The organism is Vibrio sp. R-1, assembly GCF_035615595.1.
Lineage (GTDB): Bacteria > Pseudomonadota > Gammaproteobacteria > Enterobacterales > Vibrionaceae > Vibrio > Vibrio cholerae.
In genome coordinates, this window is record NZ_WPDC01000030.1 from 1 (window position 1) to 18875 (window position 18875).

Here is an 18875-nt window from a genome sequence, read left to right on the forward strand (position 1 = left end):
TATTGCCACTCATCGGGCCTTGCTTGGCGGAGCGCATCAATAAATAGGCGCAGCCGAAGTGGATGACGACCGAGCGGATAGAAGCAGTTGATTTCTGTTGGCTGTGATTGCCATCCGTTGACGCAAGGAATGAGGCTGCCCGGATGTGCCGTTTCAAAACCATTGGCAAACCAAGTGGGAAGCAAGCCAATACCACGACCTTTAGCAATCGCATCGGCTTGCATGGCAAGATTATCGCTTTGTAAACGACTCTCTAGTGCTGGTAGTGAATAACTGCCGAACTCTGGATGGTACAGTTCAAGTTCCGCGCGCCGACAAGCAATAAAATCAATCCATGGGTGATGAATCAGCTCACGAGGATGGGTTGGTTTATCTCGATGGGCCAAATATTTTGGAGAGGCGTAAGCGGCATAGCGCCAATAGCCTAAGCGTTCTTTGCGATAACCCATGGGGGCGGCGTGTTCAATCCAAATAATCAAATCGGGCTCAAACACCTCATCACTGTGTTGAAACTGGCTGAGTAGCCGGATCTTCAATGTCGAATGCTGCTGCATAAACTCATCCAGTACTTGGCTGAGCCAGCCACGGATCAAATTAGGGTGCACCACCAGCGTGAGTTCGCCAGTGACTTGATTGTTCAATTCTTGCAACGCTTCCTGACTTTTATTGGCCAGTTCAAGTAGCTGCTCCGAGTAAACCGCGAACACTTCTCCTGCTTTGGTGAGTGTTAAGCGGTTGCCTTGACGCATCAACAAGCTTTGTCCCAAGTCCTCTTCGAGTTGCGCTAAACGGCGACTCAGGGTGGATTTAGGCTGTTCAAGCGCTTTGGCAGCGGCAGTCAGGCTCTTATGTTGGCAAAGCGCATGGAAGGCTTTTACAGCGCTGAGATCTTGCATAGGTATTTGACCCTTAAAGAATAATTACCACAGACGTTCCATATTTGGACCGAACTATTCCATGTGTCGATCTATCTCCAGTACAGAATATATGAATAATCCGCTTCTGAAATTAAGAATAATTATCATTTAAAGGAGTGGTAAATGTCCAGATTCAATCCATCCCCCGTCAGTTTATCTGTGACACTAGGCTTAATGTTTTCGGCTAGCGCTTTTGCTCAAGACGCGACGAAAACGGATGAAACCATGGTGGTCACTGCGGCGGGATACGCGCAAGTGATTCAAAATGCGCCAGCCAGTATCAGTGTGATTTCAAGAGAAGATCTGGAATCTCGCTATTACCGTGATGTGACCGATGCGCTAAAAAGCGTACCGGGTGTGACAGTCACTGGAGGGGGCGATACTACCGACATCAGCATTCGTGGTATGGGTTCAAACTATACCCTTATCTTGGTGGATGGTAAGCGCCAAACCTCACGTCAGACCCGTCCAAACAGCGACGGCCCGGGCATTGAGCAAGGTTGGTTACCGCCACTGCAAGCGATTGAGCGCATTGAAGTGATCCGCGGCCCGATGTCTACGCTGTACGGCTCGGATGCGATTGGCGGTGTGATCAACATCATCACTCGTAAAGATCAGCAGCAGTGGTCAGGCAATGTGCAGCTATCGACCGTGGTGCAAGAAAATCGCGCCTCAGGCGATGAACAAAGCGCTAATTTCTTCGTAACAGGACCTTTAAGTGATGCTCTATCGCTGCAAGTCTACGGGCAAACCACGCAACGCGATGAAGACGAAATTGAGCATGGTTACGGCGATAAATCACTGCGCAGCTTAACCTCAAAGCTCAACTACCAGCTCAATCCAGATCATCAACTGCAACTGGAAGCCGGTGTATCAGCCCAAGATCGCGAAAATAACGTGGGCAAGTCGGCGCAATCCAGCGGATGCCGAGGTACATGCAGCAATACCGATAACCAGTACCGTCGCAACCATGTTGCCGTCTCTCACCAAGGGGATTGGCAGGATGTTGGGCAGTCTGATACTTATCTGCAATATGAAGAGAACACCAATAAATCTCGTGAGATGAGCATTGATAATACTGTGTTCAAATCCACGTTAGTGGCTCCTATTGGTGAGCACATGTTGAGCTTTGGTGTGGAAGGTAAACACGAAAGTTTAGAGGATAAAACCTCCAACAAAATTTCATCTCGCACGCATATCTCAAACACTCAATGGGCGGGATTCATTGAAGATGAATGGGCGCTCGCAGAGCAATTCCGCCTGACCTTTGGTGGCCGTCTGGATCATGATAAAAACTACGGCAGCCACTTCAGCCCACGTGTGTATGGCGTATGGAATCTCGATCCTCTATGGACAGTAAAAGGTGGTGTTTCTACTGGCTTCCGTGCACCGCAATTACGTGAAGTGACGCCGGATTGGGGGCAAGTTAGTGGCGGCGGTAATATTTACGGCAACCCGGATTTACAGCCTGAAACTTCGATTAACAAAGAACTGAGTTTGATGTACAGCACAGGCTCAGGTCTGGCGGCATCGTTAACCGCTTTCCATAATGATTTTAAAGATAAAATCACCCGCGTCGCTTGCCCTGCGAATATTTGTACTGCCGGCCCCAACCAATGGGGTGCAGCTCCTACTTATCGTGTGAATATTGATGAAGCGGAAACCTATGGTGCAGAAGCTACGTTAAGTCTGCCGATCACCGAAAGCGTTGAGTTATCGTCTAGCTACACGTACACCCATTCGGAGCAAAAATCAGGGAATTTTGCTGGCCGTCCACTACTGCAGTTACCTAAACATCTGTTCAATGCCAACTTGAGCTGGCAAACCACAGATCGCCTCAATAGTTGGGCTAACCTCAACTATCGTGGCAAGGAGATGCAGCCGGAAGGTGGGGCGTCGAACGATGATTTCATCGCGCCAAGCTACACCTTTATCGATACTGGCGTGACTTACGCACTCACCGATACCGCAACGATTAAAGCTGCGGTGTACAACCTGTTTGATCAAGAGGTGAATTACGCGGAGTATGGCTATGTAGAAGATGGCCGCCGCTACTGGTTGGGCTTAGACATCGCCTTCTAATTGCTAGAGGTTTAGAGGATTGGCGGCAGCGCCAATCCTCTGTGTGTTTCGCGATCGGCGGTGGAATCATTTATTGCACAGGATCGCCGTGCCAAAGCTTAGAGTATCGGTTACTATTGCCAACCAATCTGATAGCGATAGGCGAGATACGATGCTGAGGGTAGCAATTAACGGCTTTGGGCGCATTGGGCGTAACGTATTACGTGCAGTGTATGAAAGTGGTAAACGTGACCGCATTCAAGTGGTTGCGGTGAACGAGCTTGCCAAGCCAGATGCGATGGCACACCTCCTGCAGTACGATACTAGCCACGGTCGCTTTGGCAAAAAAATCAGCCATGATCAGCAGCATATCTATGTTCACCATCAAAATGGTGAGTATGACTCAATCCGCATTCTGCATCTTTCGGAAATTCCTCTCTTACCTTGGCGTGATTTAGGCGTGGATTTAGTCCTCGACTGTACAGGTGTGTATGGTTGCCAAGAGGATGGTCAGCAACATATTGATGCGGGCGCGAAGTTAGTTTTATTTTCCCATCCTGGTGCTAGCGATCTCGACAACACCATCATCTATGGCGTGAATCATGAGACGCTCACTGCTGAGCATAAAATCGTCTCTAACGGTTCTTGTACCACCAACTGCATTGTGCCCATCATCAAGGTATTGGATGACGCATTCGGCATTGATTCTGGCACCATCACCACCATCCATTCCTCGATGAACGATCAACAAGTGATTGATGCGTATCATAATGACTTACGACGCACACGAGCGGCCAGTCAATCGATCATTCCGGTTGATACTAAGTTGCATAAAGGTATTGAAAGAATATTTCCGAAATTTTCTAACAAATTTGAAGCGATTTCGGTGCGTGTACCGACAGTAAATGTGACCGCGATGGATTTAAGTGTCACAATTAAATCAAATGTGAAAGTTAATGACGTAAATCAAACCATTGTGAACGCATCTCAGTGTACATTACGTGGCATTGTTGACTATACTGAAGCGCCTTTGGTTTCCATCGATTTTAACCACGATCCGCACAGCGCGATTGTGGATGGGACACAAACGAGAGTCAGTAACGGTCAGTTAGTAAAAATGCTCGTTTGGTGTGATAACGAATGGGGCTTTGCCAACCGGATGTTAGATACCGCATTGGCAATGCAGGCCACGCAGTAGCGGCTAAGCATGCACTTCAAATCAGGTTTGAACATTGAAACCCGAAGGACGCATCCCCATATCGGTAAACAGCTAAGATTTTACCGACTCGGCAGGGTCGCCGAGTTGCAGAATTTTCATTTCTTTAAATAGTTTGAGAGGACAAATCATGTCTGTAATCAAGATGATTGACCTGGATCTTGCAGGTAAACGCGTATTTATCCGTGCTGACCTGAACGTACCAGTAAAAGACGGCAAAGTGACTTCTGATGCACGTATCCTTGCATCACTACCTACCATTAAGCACTGCTTGGAAGCGGGTGCGAAAGTAATGGTCACTTCTCACCTAGGTCGTCCAACGGAAGGTGAGTACGCTGAAGAGTTCTCTCTACTGCCTGTGGTTAACTACCTGAACGATGCTCTCGATTGCGAAGTTCGCCTAGTAAAAGATTACCTAGACGGCGTTGAACTGAACGCAGGTGAACTGGTTGTTCTGGAAAACGTTCGCTTCAACAAAGGCGAAAAGAAAAACGAAGAAGCACTGTCTAAGAAATACGCAGCACTGTGTGACGTATTCGTGATGGATGCGTTTGGTACTGCGCACCGTGCTCAAGCTTCTACTCACGGCGTTGGCATGTTTGCTCCTATCGCTTGTGCAGGTCCTCTACTGGCTGACGAACTTGAAGCGCTAGGCAAAGCAATGGACAAACCAGCTCGTCCAATGGTGGCTATCGTTGGTGGTTCAAAAGTTTCTACTAAACTGACTGTACTTGAGTCACTGTCAAAAATTGCTGACCAACTGGTGGTTGGCGGTGGTATTGCGAACACTTTCATCGCTGCAGCGGGTCACAACGTAGGTAAGTCTCTGTATGAAGCTGACCTTGTTGAAACAGCGAAAAAACTGATGGAAGAGTGTGCGATTCCTGTGGCGACTGACGTAGCTTGTGCCAAAGCTTTCGATGAGAACGCAGAAGCCGAAATCAAACACGTTTCTGAAGTTCAAGATGACGACATGATTTTCGACTTGGGTCCAAACTCAACGGCTGAACTGGCTGAGATCCTGAAAAACGCGAAAACTATCCTGTGGAACGGCCCAGTAGGCGTATTCGAATTCAAGAACTTTGAAGCGGGTACTCGTGGTATCGCAGAAGCGATCGCACAATCAGAAGGCTTCTCTGTTGCTGGTGGCGGTGACACGCTAGCGGCGATCGACAAGTTTGGCATCAAAGCCGATGTTTCTTACATCTCTACTGGTGGCGGCGCGTTCCTTGAGTTCGTTGAAGGCAAAAAACTGCCTGCGGTAGAAATGCTGGAAGCACGCGCTAAAGCGTAATAATCGAATGAGAGCGGGGGGAAGACTCCCGCTTTCTTGTTTGCTGCACGGCGAGCATTTGTTTGGTAGAATGCCGCGATTGGTGAGCAAACGTTTGCAAGAATTGAAACTTACCGTTTTTATTTTTTAAAACGACAGAAAATAGGATTCCATCCATGTCTAAGATCTTTGATTTTGTAAAACCTGGTGTTATCTCTGGTGATGACGTACAGAAAGTTTTTGAAGTAGCGAAACAAAATGGCTTTGCACTTCCAGCAGTAAACTGTGTAGGTACTGACTCTGTAAACGGCGTTCTAGAAGCAGCAGCAAAAGTGAAAGCGCCTGTTATCGTGCAGTTCTCTAACGGCGGCGCAGCATTCTTTGCTGGTAAAGGTCTGAAACTTGAAGGTCAACAAGCACAAATTCTGGGCGCGATCGCGGGTGCGAAATACGTTCACACTGTAGCGGAAGCTTACGGCGTTCCAGTGATTCTGCACACTGACCACGCAGCGAAAAACCTACTACCTTGGATCGACGGTCTGCTAGACGCGGGTGAAAAACACTTCGCAGAAACCGGCAAACCACTGTTCTCTTCACACATGATTGACCTGTCTGAAGAGTCTCTGGAAGAGAACATCGAGATCTCTGCAAAATACCTAGAGCGCATGGCGAAAATGAACATGACTCTGGAGATCGAACTGGGTTGTACTGGCGGTGAAGAAGACGGCGTTGATAACTCAGATATGGATTCTTCTGAGCTGTACACTTCTCCAGAAGACGTGGCATACGCTTACGAGAAACTGAACGCAATCAGCCACCGTTTCACTATCGCGGCTTCTTTCGGTAACGTACACGGCGTTTACAAGCCAGGTAACGTGGTTCTGACGCCAACTATCCTACGTGATTCTCAAAAATACGTTTCTGAGAAGTTTGGTCTGCCAGAAAACTCTCTGAACTTCGTATTCCACGGCGGTTCAGGTTCTTCTCTGGAAGAAATCCGTGAGTCAATCTCTTACGGCGTGATCAAAATGAACATCGATACTGATACTCAGTGGGCAACATGGGATGGTATTCGTCAATACGAAGCGAAAAACCATGACTACCTGCAAGGTCAAATCGGCAACCCAACCGGTGAAGATGCACCGAACAAGAAGTACTACGATCCACGCGTATGGCTACGTGCTGGTCAAGCAGCCATGGTTGCTCGTCTAGAGAAAGCGTTCTCTGATCTGAACGCGATCGACGTACTGTAATTCGTATTTCGAATTCGATTGAATGAAGAAACCCGCCAAGTGCGGGTTTCTTTTTTATGCAGTCTCAGTGGGATGGGTAGCAGAGAGATCGAATATTGTTTAACCTGTAACGGGAGCGTAGCAAATATTACGTAACCTTCTGTTTTGTCATTATTTACCAAACTTTGACTTTGCGAAGCGTTAAGTATGCGCTATTTTGCCAAAATTCTGACTTTTGGTGGTTTATTTGAGTGGGATGTTTATCATTTCTCATTATTTCCGCTAATTTTTTGATTACTTGTAAGAGGAATACACTATGGCTGGTGAATCGATTGGTGTTGAAGTGCCTATCGTCGAAAGTTTTAACCAAGTGAATACTTGGTTAACCAATAATTCGGATCTTTTGATTCAGTACGGCGTGAATGTGATTTCCGCTATTCTGATCCTATTTATCGGTAACCTTGTGGTTAAAGGGGTTGCAGGTAGTGTGGCGAATGTATTGAAAAAGAAAGAGATGGATAAGGCTGTCGTGGAGTTTATCCACGGTCTTGTTCGTTATACATTGTTCATCATTGTTCTGATTGCAGCGTTGAGCCGTATTGGTGTGCAAACTGCGTCGGTTGTCGCTGTGATTGGTGCTGCGGGTCTGGCCGTTGGTTTGGCTCTACAGGGTTCGCTGTCTAATTTTGCAGCCGGTGTACTGATTGTGGCATTCCGCCCATTCAAATCCGGTGATTATGTGGAAATTGGTGGCGTCGCCGGCTCGGTTGATTCTATCCAAATTTTCCAAACTGTCCTGAAAAGCCCAGATAATAAAATGGTTGTGGTACCAAACTCGGCGGTCATTGGCGGCGCTATTACTAACTATTCACGTCACGAAACGCGTCGTGTCGACATGGTGATTGGGGTTTCTTACAAGTCTGATCTGCAGAAAACCAAACGTGTTCTGCGTGAGACGCTGGAAAAAGATCCTCGTATCCTCAAAGATCCAGATATGACAATTGGTGTGCTGACGCTGGCGGATTCATCAATCAACTTTGTGGTTCGTCCATGGTGTAAAACTTCGGACTATTGGGCGGTGTACTTTGATTCAATGCAAGCGATCAAAGAAGCGCTGGATGCCAACGGTATCGAAATTCCATTCCCACAAATGGATGTGCATCTGAACAAAATCAATTAATGGTTTTGCTATATATAAAATACCAGAGCGGAGTGTTTACTCCGCTTTTTTGTCGGTAATAGCTTAATTTAACCAGTGATTGAGATATAAGTTCTTAGTCAACGCGAAGGCAATAATGAACATCATCGCGGCGACTGCCATATCAATCACTTGTCTGACTCTAGGTTTAGAGAGTGTGGTGCTCAATTTTGCTGCTCCGAGTGAAAGAGTAAAAAACCACACGAATGAGGCGAGAATGGTACCAATGGCAAATGAGATACGCTCATCACCTTGGAATTGGCCTCCGATTGACCCTAAGATCACCACGGTATCCAAATAGAGATGCGGGTTAAACACAGTGACCGCAAAGGCACCAAAAATGACCGCTTTACGTCCTGCAACCATCGGATTTGCCGTGGATTCAGATGCTTGGGGCGGTTTGAGCGCAGCACGCAAAGAAAGAAACCCATAACCACACAGAAAAATAATTCCAGCCAAAGTGACACCAATTAACAAGCTGGTATTTTGCGAGATGAGAGCACCACCGCCAAAAATCCCCAGCGTGATAAAAATCATATCCAGCACCCCACAAGTGGCTGCGGTGGTTAAGTGGTGATGACGTTTAATCCCTTGATTTAATACATAAGCATTTTGAGCACCAATGGGAATAATCATGGTCGCTCCCAAGCTGAATCCTTGTAGCAGAATCCACCAGTTCATTTTTTACCTCATACCGCATGATTGGAGTGTGATTTCGTTCCGATTTGAAGTTGCAACGTCAGATCGAAGGGATAGGCTGAGCAAGATAATAATTTGAGGTGGATAAGTATAATTAATGATTTTAATATCATATTAACAAGGCTAATAAATAGATAAGGAAAGCAATGCGTGGTCTGGATTATCGGTGGATTGAAGCTCTAGATAGTGTGGTGAGTAAAGGCAGTTTTGAACGAGCGGCTGAGCAGCTCTTTATCTCCCAATCTGCTGTCTCACAACGGATTAAACAGTTAGAAAAATACTTAGCTCAGCCAGTGTTGATCCGTGAGCAGCCACCAAGGCCAACCTTGGTTGGCAAAAAGTTGCTTGGGCTCTATCGCCGAGTCTGTTTAATCGAACAAGAGTTGGTTCCGGAGTTGACGAACCAAGAGCACGTTCGCCCGGTTTCTATGTCGATTGCGACCAATGCAGATAGCCTAGCCACTTGGTTGTTACCGGCGCTGGATAAGGTAATGAAAAGCCGCCAAGTGGAATTGAATCTGGTGATTTATGGTGAGTCACGTACCCTCGATAAGCTCAAAAATGGTGAAGTGGTCGGTGCAATCAGTTTGGAGCCGCAGCCGATCACTGGGTGTAGCGCTGAGTATTTAGGCCAGATGGAGTATCTGTGCGTCGCAAGCCCAGAGTTCTATCAAAAATACTTTGCTAAGGGGGTCACCCCGCGTTCATTAATCAAAGCGCCTGCGGTGTCTTACGATCAATATGACGAATTGCACAATAAATTCTTATGGGATTACTTTGCTGTACCACGCGATAAAGTCATCAACCACACGGTTGGCAGCTCAGAAGCTTTCGTCCGTTTAGCGCTTTCTGGCGCGGCTTACTGTTTGATCCCACGTTTGCAGATCATTTCGGAATTGGAAAGCGGTGCTCTCATCAATATGACGCCTGATTTTATGCTGTCATATCCGATTTTTTGGCATCATTGGCAGCTTGAAACGGGCGTCTTACTTGAAATTAGCGAAGCGATCACCGCTTATGCGAAAAGCGTACTGCCCCAATAATTGACCGAGTCAAAGTTGTGTGATTTTTATGCGTAGAGACTGAATCTATGCACTGCTTCGCTTATGATGTGGGCAGTCGATGACATTAAGGATCGAAACGATGAAATTATTTGCACCGGTGGTTTTACTGCTCTCTGTTCTTTCAAGCCCTACCTTTGCACAGGAATGGGATTTTCCACATATTTCGACTTCAGGTTATGGTGAAGTGACTGCTGTACCTGATATGGCGGAGTTTTCCGTGAAGGTTGTTGAATCGACAATGAATGCGGAACAAGCGAAAGCGGCAGTGGATAAGGCGGTAACGGAATTCACCTCAAAATTGGTGAAATCCGGTGTCGCACAGCAGAATATCTCGAGCTCAAATCTGTACATCAACCCGCAATATCACTATCCAGCAAACGGCAAGCCAGAGTTAGTGGGCTATCAAGCATCTCGCTCGATTACAGTCAGGGTCGAAGAGGTGAGTAAGCTGAATCAGTATCTGGATATCGCCTTAGAGTCTGGTATCAATCAAGTCAATAGCATTCAATTGAAGGTGCGTGATCAAGAGAAATACCAGCAGCAAGCGCGTATGGCGGCGATTGAAGATGCCAAGCTCAAAGCTCAGTCTTTAGCTAAGGGATTTGAGCGCCGCTTAGAAGGCGTTTGGCGGATAGACTACAACACGCCAAGTGTTGAGCCGATCATGATGCGAGCGGCGAATCTAAGCGAAAAAATGGATGTGGCAGATACCTATCAAGAGTCTTCCTTGGTGATTCGTGATCGAGTGGATGTGGTATATAAGTTGGCACCATAGCCAATGTTAAGTCAGCATAATGATGAAGAGTGGGGGCGACGAAAGTCGCCCCTATTTGCTTATTTTTATTCATATTTTATACAAAGCCGCTTTTCGAGATGGGCGGCTTTTTCTATCTTATTGTATTGATTTTAAAAATGACCGTTTGTCATTTTTTCATTACAGTTAGACTAAAGTCTAATATTGCTGATTTATTGAGCTAGACTGGGTAATAAGTAAACTGCTGACCTTTTCATCAATAATGCTCATTGATTGAAAGAAAGTGACAGTTACTTTCTGTGGTGCTTAGGCATAGGGAATCAAACACACTGAGCAACTGAGAGGCAGTGTATGTTGAATCATCTTCTGGTCAGACTAACGATTGGCTGTTTGTTGGTATTAGGCATTAAGCTCAGCGCACTTTATTTTCTACCTATGGTGCTTTTGCTCAATACTCATCACAAAGAGTTTTTCGGTTGGTAATAAAAAACGGAGCCCATTGGGCTCCGTTTTTTATATCGTTTTCAGCGAGGCGAGGCCGTCGCATTCGTCCGATTACAGTACGTGTACTGATGCAGTGTTCGTTGTGCCAGAAGCAACCAGTGCGCCTGAAACCATCACTACGATGTCGCCTTTCTTGCCAAGGCCAGATTGCAGCGCAATCTCTTTACCTAGGTGGTAGAAAGCGTCAGTGTTGTCAATCGCGTCAACCACAACTGGCGTTACACCTTTAGAAAGCACTAACTGAGCTGCTGTTTTCTTGTTGGTGGTGACTGCAATAATGTTAGCCGTTGGGAAGTACTTACGAACTGAACGAGCAGATTTACCCGCTTCAGTTGCTACGATGATCAGTGGCGCTGCCAGTTTCTCAGCGGTGTCTACTGCACCTTTACATACGGCTTCAGTGATACGTAGACGTGGGCTGTCTAGGCGTGAACCCAGTTCTGCTTTCAGTACAGGATCAGTACGCTCAGCGATTTGCGCCATGATCTTCACCGCTTCAACTGGGTACTTACCTTTTGCTGTTTCGCCAGAAAGCATTACAGCATCAGTACCATCCATGATCGCGTTCGCAACGTCGCCCGCTTCTGCGCGAGTTGGACGTGGGTTCTTTATCATTGAATCCAGCATTTGCGTCGCCGTGATAACCACTTTACGTGCACGGTTACATTTCTCGATCATCATCTTTTGAGCGAAGATAACTTCTTCTGCTGGGATTTCTACACCTAGGTCGCCACGTGCAACCATGATGCCGTCAGACAGCTCAAGGATCTCATCGAAGTTGTCCAAGCCTTCTTGGTTTTCGATTTTAGAGATGATTTGAATGTTTTGACCGCCGTGTGAAGCTAATACTTCACGGATTTCTTTCACGTCAGAACCTTTACGGATGAAAGAGGCAGCAACGAAATCAACGCCTTGCTCACAACCAAATTTCAGGTCGTTTTTGTCTTTTTCAGACAGTGCTGGCAGATTGACAGAAACACCTGGCAGGTTAACACCTTTGTTTTCACCCAGAGCGCCGTTGTTCAGAACTTTACACTTCACTTCAGTGTCTGTGGTCGCCAGTACTTCCATCTCGATAAGACCGTCGTCAACCAGAATACGGTTGCCCACGTTCAGGTCTTTTGCAAAACCAGAGTAAGTGACTGCTACGCGCTCTTTGTTACCAACAACTTTTGTGTCAGTTGTGAAAGTGAACTCTTGGCCTGCGACCAGATCCACATCGTCACCGTTTTCCAGCTTGATAGTACGGATCTCTGGGCCTTTAGTATCCAGTAGGATCGCCAGTTGTTTACCGGTCACTTCCATCACTTTACGGAAGTTAGTGATACGAGTGCCGTGCTCAACGTAGTCACCGTGAGAGAAGTTGAGACGCATAACATTCATGCCAGCGTTTACAAGCTCAGTCAGTTTCTCTACAGACTCAGTTTTTGGGCCAATCGTACATACGATTTTGGTCTTTTTCATGGAAGAGTTTCTCCGATAAACAAAATGATTTTGAAGTTGGTGGTGGTTTTGAAGTGTTCTCGGCGGTAGCAACTTTATTTCGTCAATTGCCAAGTCTAGCTCACGAGTTCACAGCACTCCAAAACTGAAAGTCTTTCAACAGATTTAGTCATTTTATGACTGACTGTTTGATCAAAAATTTCAGAAAAATCGCCAGTTAGCGGCAGTATGGCGCGGGCTATGGGCGTTATTTTTACTCAATTCTGTAATTTTTTTTCTTTTCGAGGCCGAATTCTACCATTGAATGACAGTAATATCACTGTCTAAGAATTGTCTTAGGACAAGGTTTTAGCGTGAAATATTAATTTTTTGGATCGAAATAAATGGACTTATTTATTTCGTTTTAACTATACTTCGTTTCGATTCGTAACTTTTATTGTGTTTTATAATGTCGAAACGAAATACACAACTGAGAAGGCACACAATAGTTAAGCTGGTTAATGAACAAGGTGAGGTGAGTGTTGAGGCTCTCTCTTCTCAGTTTGAAACATCAGAAGTGACTATTCGCAAAGACTTAGCTTCTCTTGAAAAAAATGGCCAATTGCTGCGTCGCTATGGTGGTGCTATCGCATTACCGAAAGAAGTGATGCACGATGAATTGAATGAAAAAGTTTCAGTTCGAAAGATTTCTCTGGCTAAAGCTGCAGCGAAACTAATCCGTGATCATAATCGGATTGTGATTGATAGTGGCAGCACCACGGCGGCGTTAATTCAGCAACTGAATGACAAGCGAGGGCTGGTCGTGATGACCAACTCATTGCATGTCGCGAATGCACTCAATGAATTAGAAAATGAACCCACACTGCTGATGACTGGCGGTACTTGGGATACCCATTCTGAATCCTTCCAAGGCAAAGTCGCAGAATCGGTACTGCGCTCTTACGATTTTGACCAGCTGTTTATCGGTGCTGATGGCATCGATCTTGACCGGGGGACGACCACGTTCAATGAGCTGGTTGGGCTTAGCAAAGTGATGGCTGAAGTCTCGCGTGAAGTGATCGTGATGATTGAGTCAGACAAAGTGGGCCGCAAAATTCCGAACTTAGAGCTGAGCTGGGACAGCATTGATGTCTTAGTCACAGATCATGAATTGAGTGACGAATTTGCCAAACAAATTGAATCTCACCAAGTGCGCGTGATCCGTGCAACCGTGAAATAAAAATCTCTTAGCGCGACTTATTAAGTCAGGGCGCGACAGTATAAAAATATGGAGTTTAACTATGTGTGGAATTGTTGGTGCGGTTGCACAACGCGATGTTGCTGAAATTTTAGTACAAGGCCTACGCCGTCTTGAATACCGCGGCTATGACTCTGCGGGCCTAGCTGTCGTGGATAGCGATAAGCAGCTCACGCGTTTACGCCGTTTGGGTAAAGTACAAGAGTTGGCGGATGCGGTTGAAGCGGCGCAAGTCGCGGGCGGCACAGGTATCGCGCATACCCGTTGGGCAACGCATGGTGAGCCTTCTGAGATCAATGCTCACCCCCATCTTTCTGGTGACATTACGGTGGTACACAACGGCATTATCGAAAACCACGAAATGCTGCGTACTATGCTGCAAGAGCGTGGTTATGTGTTTACTTCACAAACGGATACTGAAGTCATTGCTCATTTAGTGGAGTGGGAATTGCGCAGTGCTTCGTCTTTACTAGAAGCGGTGCAAACCACCGTTAAACAGCTTACAGGAGCTTACGGCACTGTGGTGATGGATCGTAACGACCCTTCGCGCTTAGTGGTCGCTCGCTCAGGTAGCCCAATTGTGATTGGTTTTGGTATCGGTGAAAACTTCCTCGCGTCAGACCAACTCGCGCTACTTAACGTCACACGCCGCTTTATGTATCTGGAAGAGGGGGATGTGGCGGAAATGACTCGTCGTGATGTGCGCGTATTTGATGCTCTGGGGCAACCCGTACAACGTGAAATCAGCGAATCCAATCTAGAACATGATGCTGCGGACAAAGGTCACTACCGCCACTACATGCAAAAAGAGATTTTCGAGCAGCCAAAGGCGCTGATCAACACCATGGAAGGGCGTATTACCCATGACAGCGTGGTGGTGGAAAGCATTGGTGTGCACGCGGCAGAGATTTTGGCAAAAGTGGAACATGTACAGATCGTCGCCTGCGGTACCTCTTATAATGCAGGGATGACGGCACGTTACTGGTTTGAATCGTTAGCGGGTGTGAGTTGTGATGTCGAAATCGCGTCTGAATTCCGCTATCGCAAATTTGTCACGCGCCCCAATAGCCTACTGATCACTTTATCTCAGTCTGGTGAAACGGCAGATACCTTAGCCGCGCTACGTTTAGCGAAAGAGAAAGGCTACATGGCGGCGATGACGATTTGTAACGTTGCGGGCTCCTCTCTCGTGCGTGAATCGGATTTCGCCTTTATGACTCGCGCAGGCACTGAGATTGGTGTGGCTTCAACCAAAGCCTTTACTACTCAGCTAGTTACATTGTTGATGCTGGTGACTGCACTTGGTAAGCAGCAACAGCGCATTGGTCGCGAGTTAGAAGCTGATATCGTACACGCATTGCATCAACTGCCGAAGCAGATTGAAACCGCATTGTCGTTTGAAAAACAGATCGAAACGCTCGCGGAAGACTTTGCCGATAAGCATCACACCCTCTTCTTGGGGCGCGGTGAGTACTACCCGATTGCGGTAGAGGCCTCTCTTAAACTGAAAGAGATCTCTTACATCCACGCAGAAGCCTATGCAGCGGGCGAGCTAAAGCATGGCCCATTGGCGTTAATTGATGCGGATATGCCAGTGGTTGTGGTTGCACCAAGCAATGAACTGTTAGAAAAGCTTAAATCCAATATTGAAGAAGTGCGCGCGCGCGGTGGTTTACTGTACGTATTTGCCGATGAAGTGGCGGGCTTTGAAGCGGATGAGACGATGAAAATCATTGCGATGCCGCATGTTAGCGAGATTGTGGCTCCGATTTATTACACCATCCCAATGCAACTGCTCTCTTACCATGTGGCTTTAATCAAAGGTACCGATGTTGACCAGCCTCGTAACCTTGCTAAAGCGGTAACTGTCGAGTAAATGTTCAATAAATCAAAGGGCTACCAGAGGGTAGCCCTTTGTTTATCCAGCGCATTGCCATTAAGGATTGGTATTTAAATACGCTTGTGTCGAGATCCGAGTCCAATCACGCACTTTGGTTAAGTATGCCTGCTGAGAGTCGATGATCTCTTTAGCGAGCGGATCGCTTGCTGCCTGCTCTTGCAGAAGCTCATTGTTGGCTTGGCGTAGCGCGGCAAGTACTGCGGGTGGAAAGTCACGAACTTTGATGTCTGGGTACTCACTTTTCATCGCTGCCCAGCTTGTCGCATTCGCATCGATCGCTTGGTTGTACATATCGAAAGCGGCGACACGGAAAGCGGTTTCTAAAATCACTTGGATGTCTTTTGGTAGCGTATCCCACTTCTTCTTATTGACTAAAAATTGCGTTTCTGAGCCCGGTTCATGCCATGCGGTGTAATAGTAAGGGGCGATTTTATGAAAACCCATGCGCAGATCAAAGGCTGGGCCAACCCATTCCAGTGCGTCGATGGTGCCGCGTTCTAGCGAGGTATAAAGCTCTCCCGGTGCAATGTTCGTCGGTTTCGCGCCAAGTTTTGCCAACACTTCACCCGCAAATCCCGGAATACGCATTTTCAGCCCTTGCAGATCGTCAACGCTGTTGATCTCTTTTTTAAACCATCCGCCCATTTGAATATCTGAGTTACCGCCCGGAAACGACAAGAGGTTATGCGGCGCGTACACCTTCTCCATCAACGGCATCCCGCCGCCATAATAGAACCAAGCGTATTGCTCAGTTGCGATCATGCCAAACGGCATCGAAGAGAAAAAGAGGGTATTCGGAACCTTGCCTTTCCAATAATAAGAGCTGGAGTGACCAAGATCGTATTGACCGGATTTCACCATATCAAACACACCCAGTGGGGCTTTGTGTTTGTTGGCCGAGTCGATACGGATTTGAATGCGGCCATTGGACATTTCAGCGGCCAATTTCGCCATGTTTTTTGGTGCATCGCCGAGGATAGGAGTATTCGTCCCCCACGTTTCGGCAAGCGTCAGTTTATAAACGGGTGGTTCGTTGGCCTGCGCGGTTCCTAAAACCGTGCTCAGGACAAGGGCCAGCATGATGCGGCTTTTATTTAAATAGGTTGTGATTGACATAACTTCCTCATTGTTATCGTTATTGAAGCTGTAGAGTCTAAGTTGCTGAAAAAAGAGTCAATCATCAAGGGTGGCAGAAGGGGAGGAGTGTTTTAGTCTGAAATACTAACTTTGCACGTAAATGAAGCATGATACCCATGACTAGTCAGTATCAAACTGGCGATATTGAGAGGAAATTTTGACTCGGTAGCATTTTATTTTGATTCAAGAAATGTTTGATGGGTCACGCCAAGATGAAGCACCTTGGCGTGATGGGTTAGATATCGCTGAAATATTGGTGGGTGGCAAGATAGCGCAGAGCTTCAGATTGCCCCATGTAACGCGCTAAGGTTTTTGTGGGTACATTGCGAAGATCAACCACGATCAAGCCATCTAGTGCGTTATTGAAGGCAGGATCCACATTAAAGCTCACCAGCTTTCCGTTTAATCCTAGATACTGGCGTAGTAGCACCGGAATTCCCTTTCCTTCATCGATCCGAGCTATTACTCGTGACAGGAGTTGCAAGTCGGCAAGTGACGTCAAAAGGCTGGCATTCCATTGTGCTTGGCCAGTAGGTAGAGGGTTGGTGGCCATCACTAACTCGGCTTGTTCACTATCGTAATAGTGCAGAGTCATGGTATCGGCGAGTAAACGTCTGGCTTGTTCACTGTAATCGTTGCTGATACTCACAGGGCCAAAAAGGTGGGTATATTGTGGGTGGCGTTCGACATAAGTACCAATGCCTTTCCAAAGCAAAAGCAGGGCCGCCATGCTTTTTTGATATTGGCTGTCAATCACCGAACGCCCCATTTCAATCGCATTGCCCATGTTATTGAGGAAACGTTGATCATAATGAAATAGGGTACTGGAGTAGAGGCCGCTGATCCCCTTGTGCTCAATAAGCTTATCAACGAGCCCTAAACGGTATGCGCCCACCAGCTGATTTTTCTCTCTATCCCAAATGAATAGGTGAAGGTAATCGCGATCAAATCGATCAATATCCAGCGCACAGCCCGTTCCTTCGCCCACCTCACGGAAATTCAACTCGCGAATGCGGCCAATTTCATGCATCAACGAAGGAATGTTATCCGCTGTGGTGCAATACACATCAAATTGGTTATGGCGCAGCATATGGTCGGCGTAAGGCAACTGCGCGATATCTTCGAGCAGATCGGCTAATGGAAGGCGCTCTGCAACGGGAGGCAAGGATCGATCACTGGCGGTCTTGTTGCGCACGGGAGAAGATTGCAAAAGATAGGTATTGAGGCGCAGATAATTGACCAACTGTTGATCACAAAGATGCTGTACTTCGCTGTGTGAAATCCCCTCACCAATCGCGATACCAATTTGAGTATGCTGCTTATTGAGCAGCTCGCGCCCCAACATCAAGGTGCGCAGCATAGGGTGAATTTTTCCTGCAAGGTAAAAAGGGGTTGAGTTATGGCCATCAATATAAACTGGGACCGTATGCGCTTGATGTTTTTTAACGAGGCGGCTGACCGATTGGCTCCACTCTTTGTCTTCCAAACGACCTTGCTTGCTGTCAACCAATTGGGAGACCTCCCCAGCAGGAAACATCAGCAGTAACCCACCTTGCTCAAGGTGCTTATGCGCTTGACGAAGGGCATGCAGATTCGCTTTTGCGGCATCAGCGCCTTCAAACACATCGACGCCGATAAACAGTGAGGCAAGCTCGGGCACCAGCTTTAGATACTGATTGGCGAGAATTTTTACATCTGAGCGAACGCAAAGCAGCAGCTCAGCCAAAATCACCCCTTCAACGCAGCCTAAAGGATGGTTAGCGACCACGATAGTTGCCCCTTGAGCTGGAACATGTGTGAGCTTGCCGCGTACTACTTGATAATCGATACCAAGAACATCCAAGGTAAAGCGCAAAAACGCTTGAGTATCACCGCTTGCTGGGCGTTGAGCATAGAATTGATTGAGACGTTTCAGTCCTGTTGCCCATTCCGCTAAGTGTTCACCTAAACCAAATGGGGTTTTTCGTGGCAGAACAAATGGAGAAGTAGAAAGCATAGCAACCTCTTATGTGATGGTTTACCAAGAGGCTAGAGGCTACATATTGCAAAATCGCGACAGTCTGATGAGCTTTTTGTTGCGCGGAATATCCTTGAACAGTCACCGCAAGGTATCTGGTGATAGGCAGTGAAAATAGGCTGAAATTTATGTGACAATTTCATAAATAAGTCAATTTGCTCACAATTTGTACAAAAAGTGTGATGCACGAGGAATTTTAATGCTAGTTTGTTTAGGCGGGTAA

General features: G+C 46.8%; 15 protein-coding genes. 10 read left to right on the forward strand and 5 right to left on the reverse strand.

The genetic code is table 11. The features are described from left to right. A partial coding sequence (locus GOU96_RS08575; RefSeq protein ID WP_001153531.1) for a LysR family transcriptional regulator occupies positions 1-896 on the reverse strand: 896 nt, incomplete at its 3' end. A gap of 144 nt (positions 897-1040) precedes the next feature. On the opposite strand from GOU96_RS08575, the gene GOU96_RS08580 reads away from it, so the two are divergent. The 5 genes from GOU96_RS08580 (at position 1041) to mscS (ending at position 7879) form a co-directional block, all read left to right on the forward strand. Continuing rightward, positions 1041-2999 carry a ligand-gated channel protein gene (locus tag GOU96_RS08580; RefSeq protein ID WP_057555846.1) on the forward strand — a complete coding sequence of 653 codons (1959 nt, stop codon included), beginning with the start codon at positions 1041-1043 and terminating at the stop codon, positions 2997-2999. 151 nt (positions 3000-3150) lie between these two features. Then, positions 3151-4176 (forward strand): erythrose-4-phosphate dehydrogenase, encoded by a 1026-nt coding sequence (gene epd / locus GOU96_RS08585; protein ID WP_000946626.1) that lies wholly within the window; start codon positions 3151-3153, stop codon positions 4174-4176. A 148-nt stretch (positions 4177-4324) separates the two neighbouring features. Further along, the gene (locus tag GOU96_RS08590) at positions 4325-5488 is read left to right on the forward strand and encodes a phosphoglycerate kinase (RefSeq protein WP_000111267.1); all 1164 of its coding nucleotides are present in this window, start codon (positions 4325-4327) and stop codon (positions 5486-5488) included. A 155-nt stretch (positions 5489-5643) separates the two neighbouring features. After that, complete coding sequence (gene fbaA / locus GOU96_RS08595) at positions 5644-6720, forward strand: class II fructose-bisphosphate aldolase (protein ID WP_000034368.1); 1077 nt, start codon at positions 5644-5646, stop codon at positions 6718-6720. A gap of 295 nt (positions 6721-7015) precedes the next feature. Then, a complete protein-coding gene (mscS, locus tag GOU96_RS08600; RefSeq protein WP_000896749.1) occupies positions 7016-7879 on the forward strand; it encodes a small-conductance mechanosensitive channel MscS in 864 nt (287 codons plus the stop codon). A 63-nt stretch (positions 7880-7942) separates the two neighbouring features. On the opposite strand, the gene GOU96_RS08605 is transcribed toward mscS, so the two are convergent. Next, a complete protein-coding gene (locus GOU96_RS08605; protein WP_258501530.1) occupies positions 7943-8578 on the reverse strand; it encodes a LysE/ArgO family amino acid transporter in 636 nt (211 codons plus the stop codon). Between the two features lie 164 nt (positions 8579-8742). Between GOU96_RS08605 and GOU96_RS08610 the strand changes: the two genes are divergently transcribed. The 3 genes from GOU96_RS08610 to GOU96_RS08620 all read left to right on the forward strand — a co-directional run bounded on the left by GOU96_RS08610 (position 8743) and on the right by GOU96_RS08620 (position 10897). Beyond that, positions 8743-9639, forward strand: coding sequence for a LysR family transcriptional regulator ArgP (locus tag GOU96_RS08610; protein WP_001214483.1), 897 nt, complete (start codon positions 8743-8745; stop codon positions 9637-9639). 100 nt (positions 9640-9739) lie between these two features. Next, entirely contained in the window at positions 9740-10435 is a 696-nt protein-coding gene (locus tag GOU96_RS08615; RefSeq protein WP_000764703.1) for an oxidative stress defense protein, read from the forward strand. 330 nt (positions 10436-10765) lie between these two features. Beyond that, positions 10766-10897 carry a hypothetical protein gene (locus tag GOU96_RS08620; RefSeq protein ID WP_000931888.1) on the forward strand — a complete coding sequence of 44 codons (132 nt, stop codon included), beginning with the start codon at positions 10766-10768 and terminating at the stop codon, positions 10895-10897. Between the two features lie 72 nt (positions 10898-10969). Here GOU96_RS08620 and pykF read toward each other — a convergent pair whose 3' ends face one another. Then, positions 10970-12382, reverse strand: a complete 1413-nt coding sequence (gene pykF, locus GOU96_RS08625) for a pyruvate kinase PykF (protein WP_000751457.1) — start codon at positions 12380-12382, stop codon at positions 10970-10972. A gap of 427 nt (positions 12383-12809) precedes the next feature. Between pykF and GOU96_RS08630 the strand changes: the two genes are divergently transcribed. After that, positions 12810-13580 carry a DeoR/GlpR family DNA-binding transcription regulator gene (locus GOU96_RS08630; protein WP_001908200.1) on the forward strand — a complete coding sequence of 257 codons (771 nt, stop codon included), beginning with the start codon at positions 12810-12812 and terminating at the stop codon, positions 13578-13580. A 61-nt stretch (positions 13581-13641) separates the two neighbouring features. Continuing rightward, positions 13642-15474 (forward strand): glutamine--fructose-6-phosphate transaminase (isomerizing), encoded by a 1833-nt coding sequence (glmS, locus tag GOU96_RS08635; protein ID WP_174499843.1) that lies wholly within the window; start codon positions 13642-13644, stop codon positions 15472-15474. Positions 15475-15534: 60 nt separating this feature from the next. Here glmS and GOU96_RS08640 read toward each other — a convergent pair whose 3' ends face one another. Then, entirely contained in the window at positions 15535-16614 is a 1080-nt protein-coding gene (locus tag GOU96_RS08640; protein ID WP_113628455.1) for a TRAP transporter substrate-binding protein, read from the reverse strand. A 256-nt stretch (positions 16615-16870) separates the two neighbouring features. Continuing rightward, positions 16871-18631 carry a lysophospholipid acyltransferase family protein gene (locus tag GOU96_RS08645; protein WP_000953506.1) on the reverse strand — a complete coding sequence of 587 codons (1761 nt, stop codon included), beginning with the start codon at positions 18629-18631 and terminating at the stop codon, positions 16871-16873. Between the last annotated feature and the right edge of the window lie 244 nt (positions 18632-18875).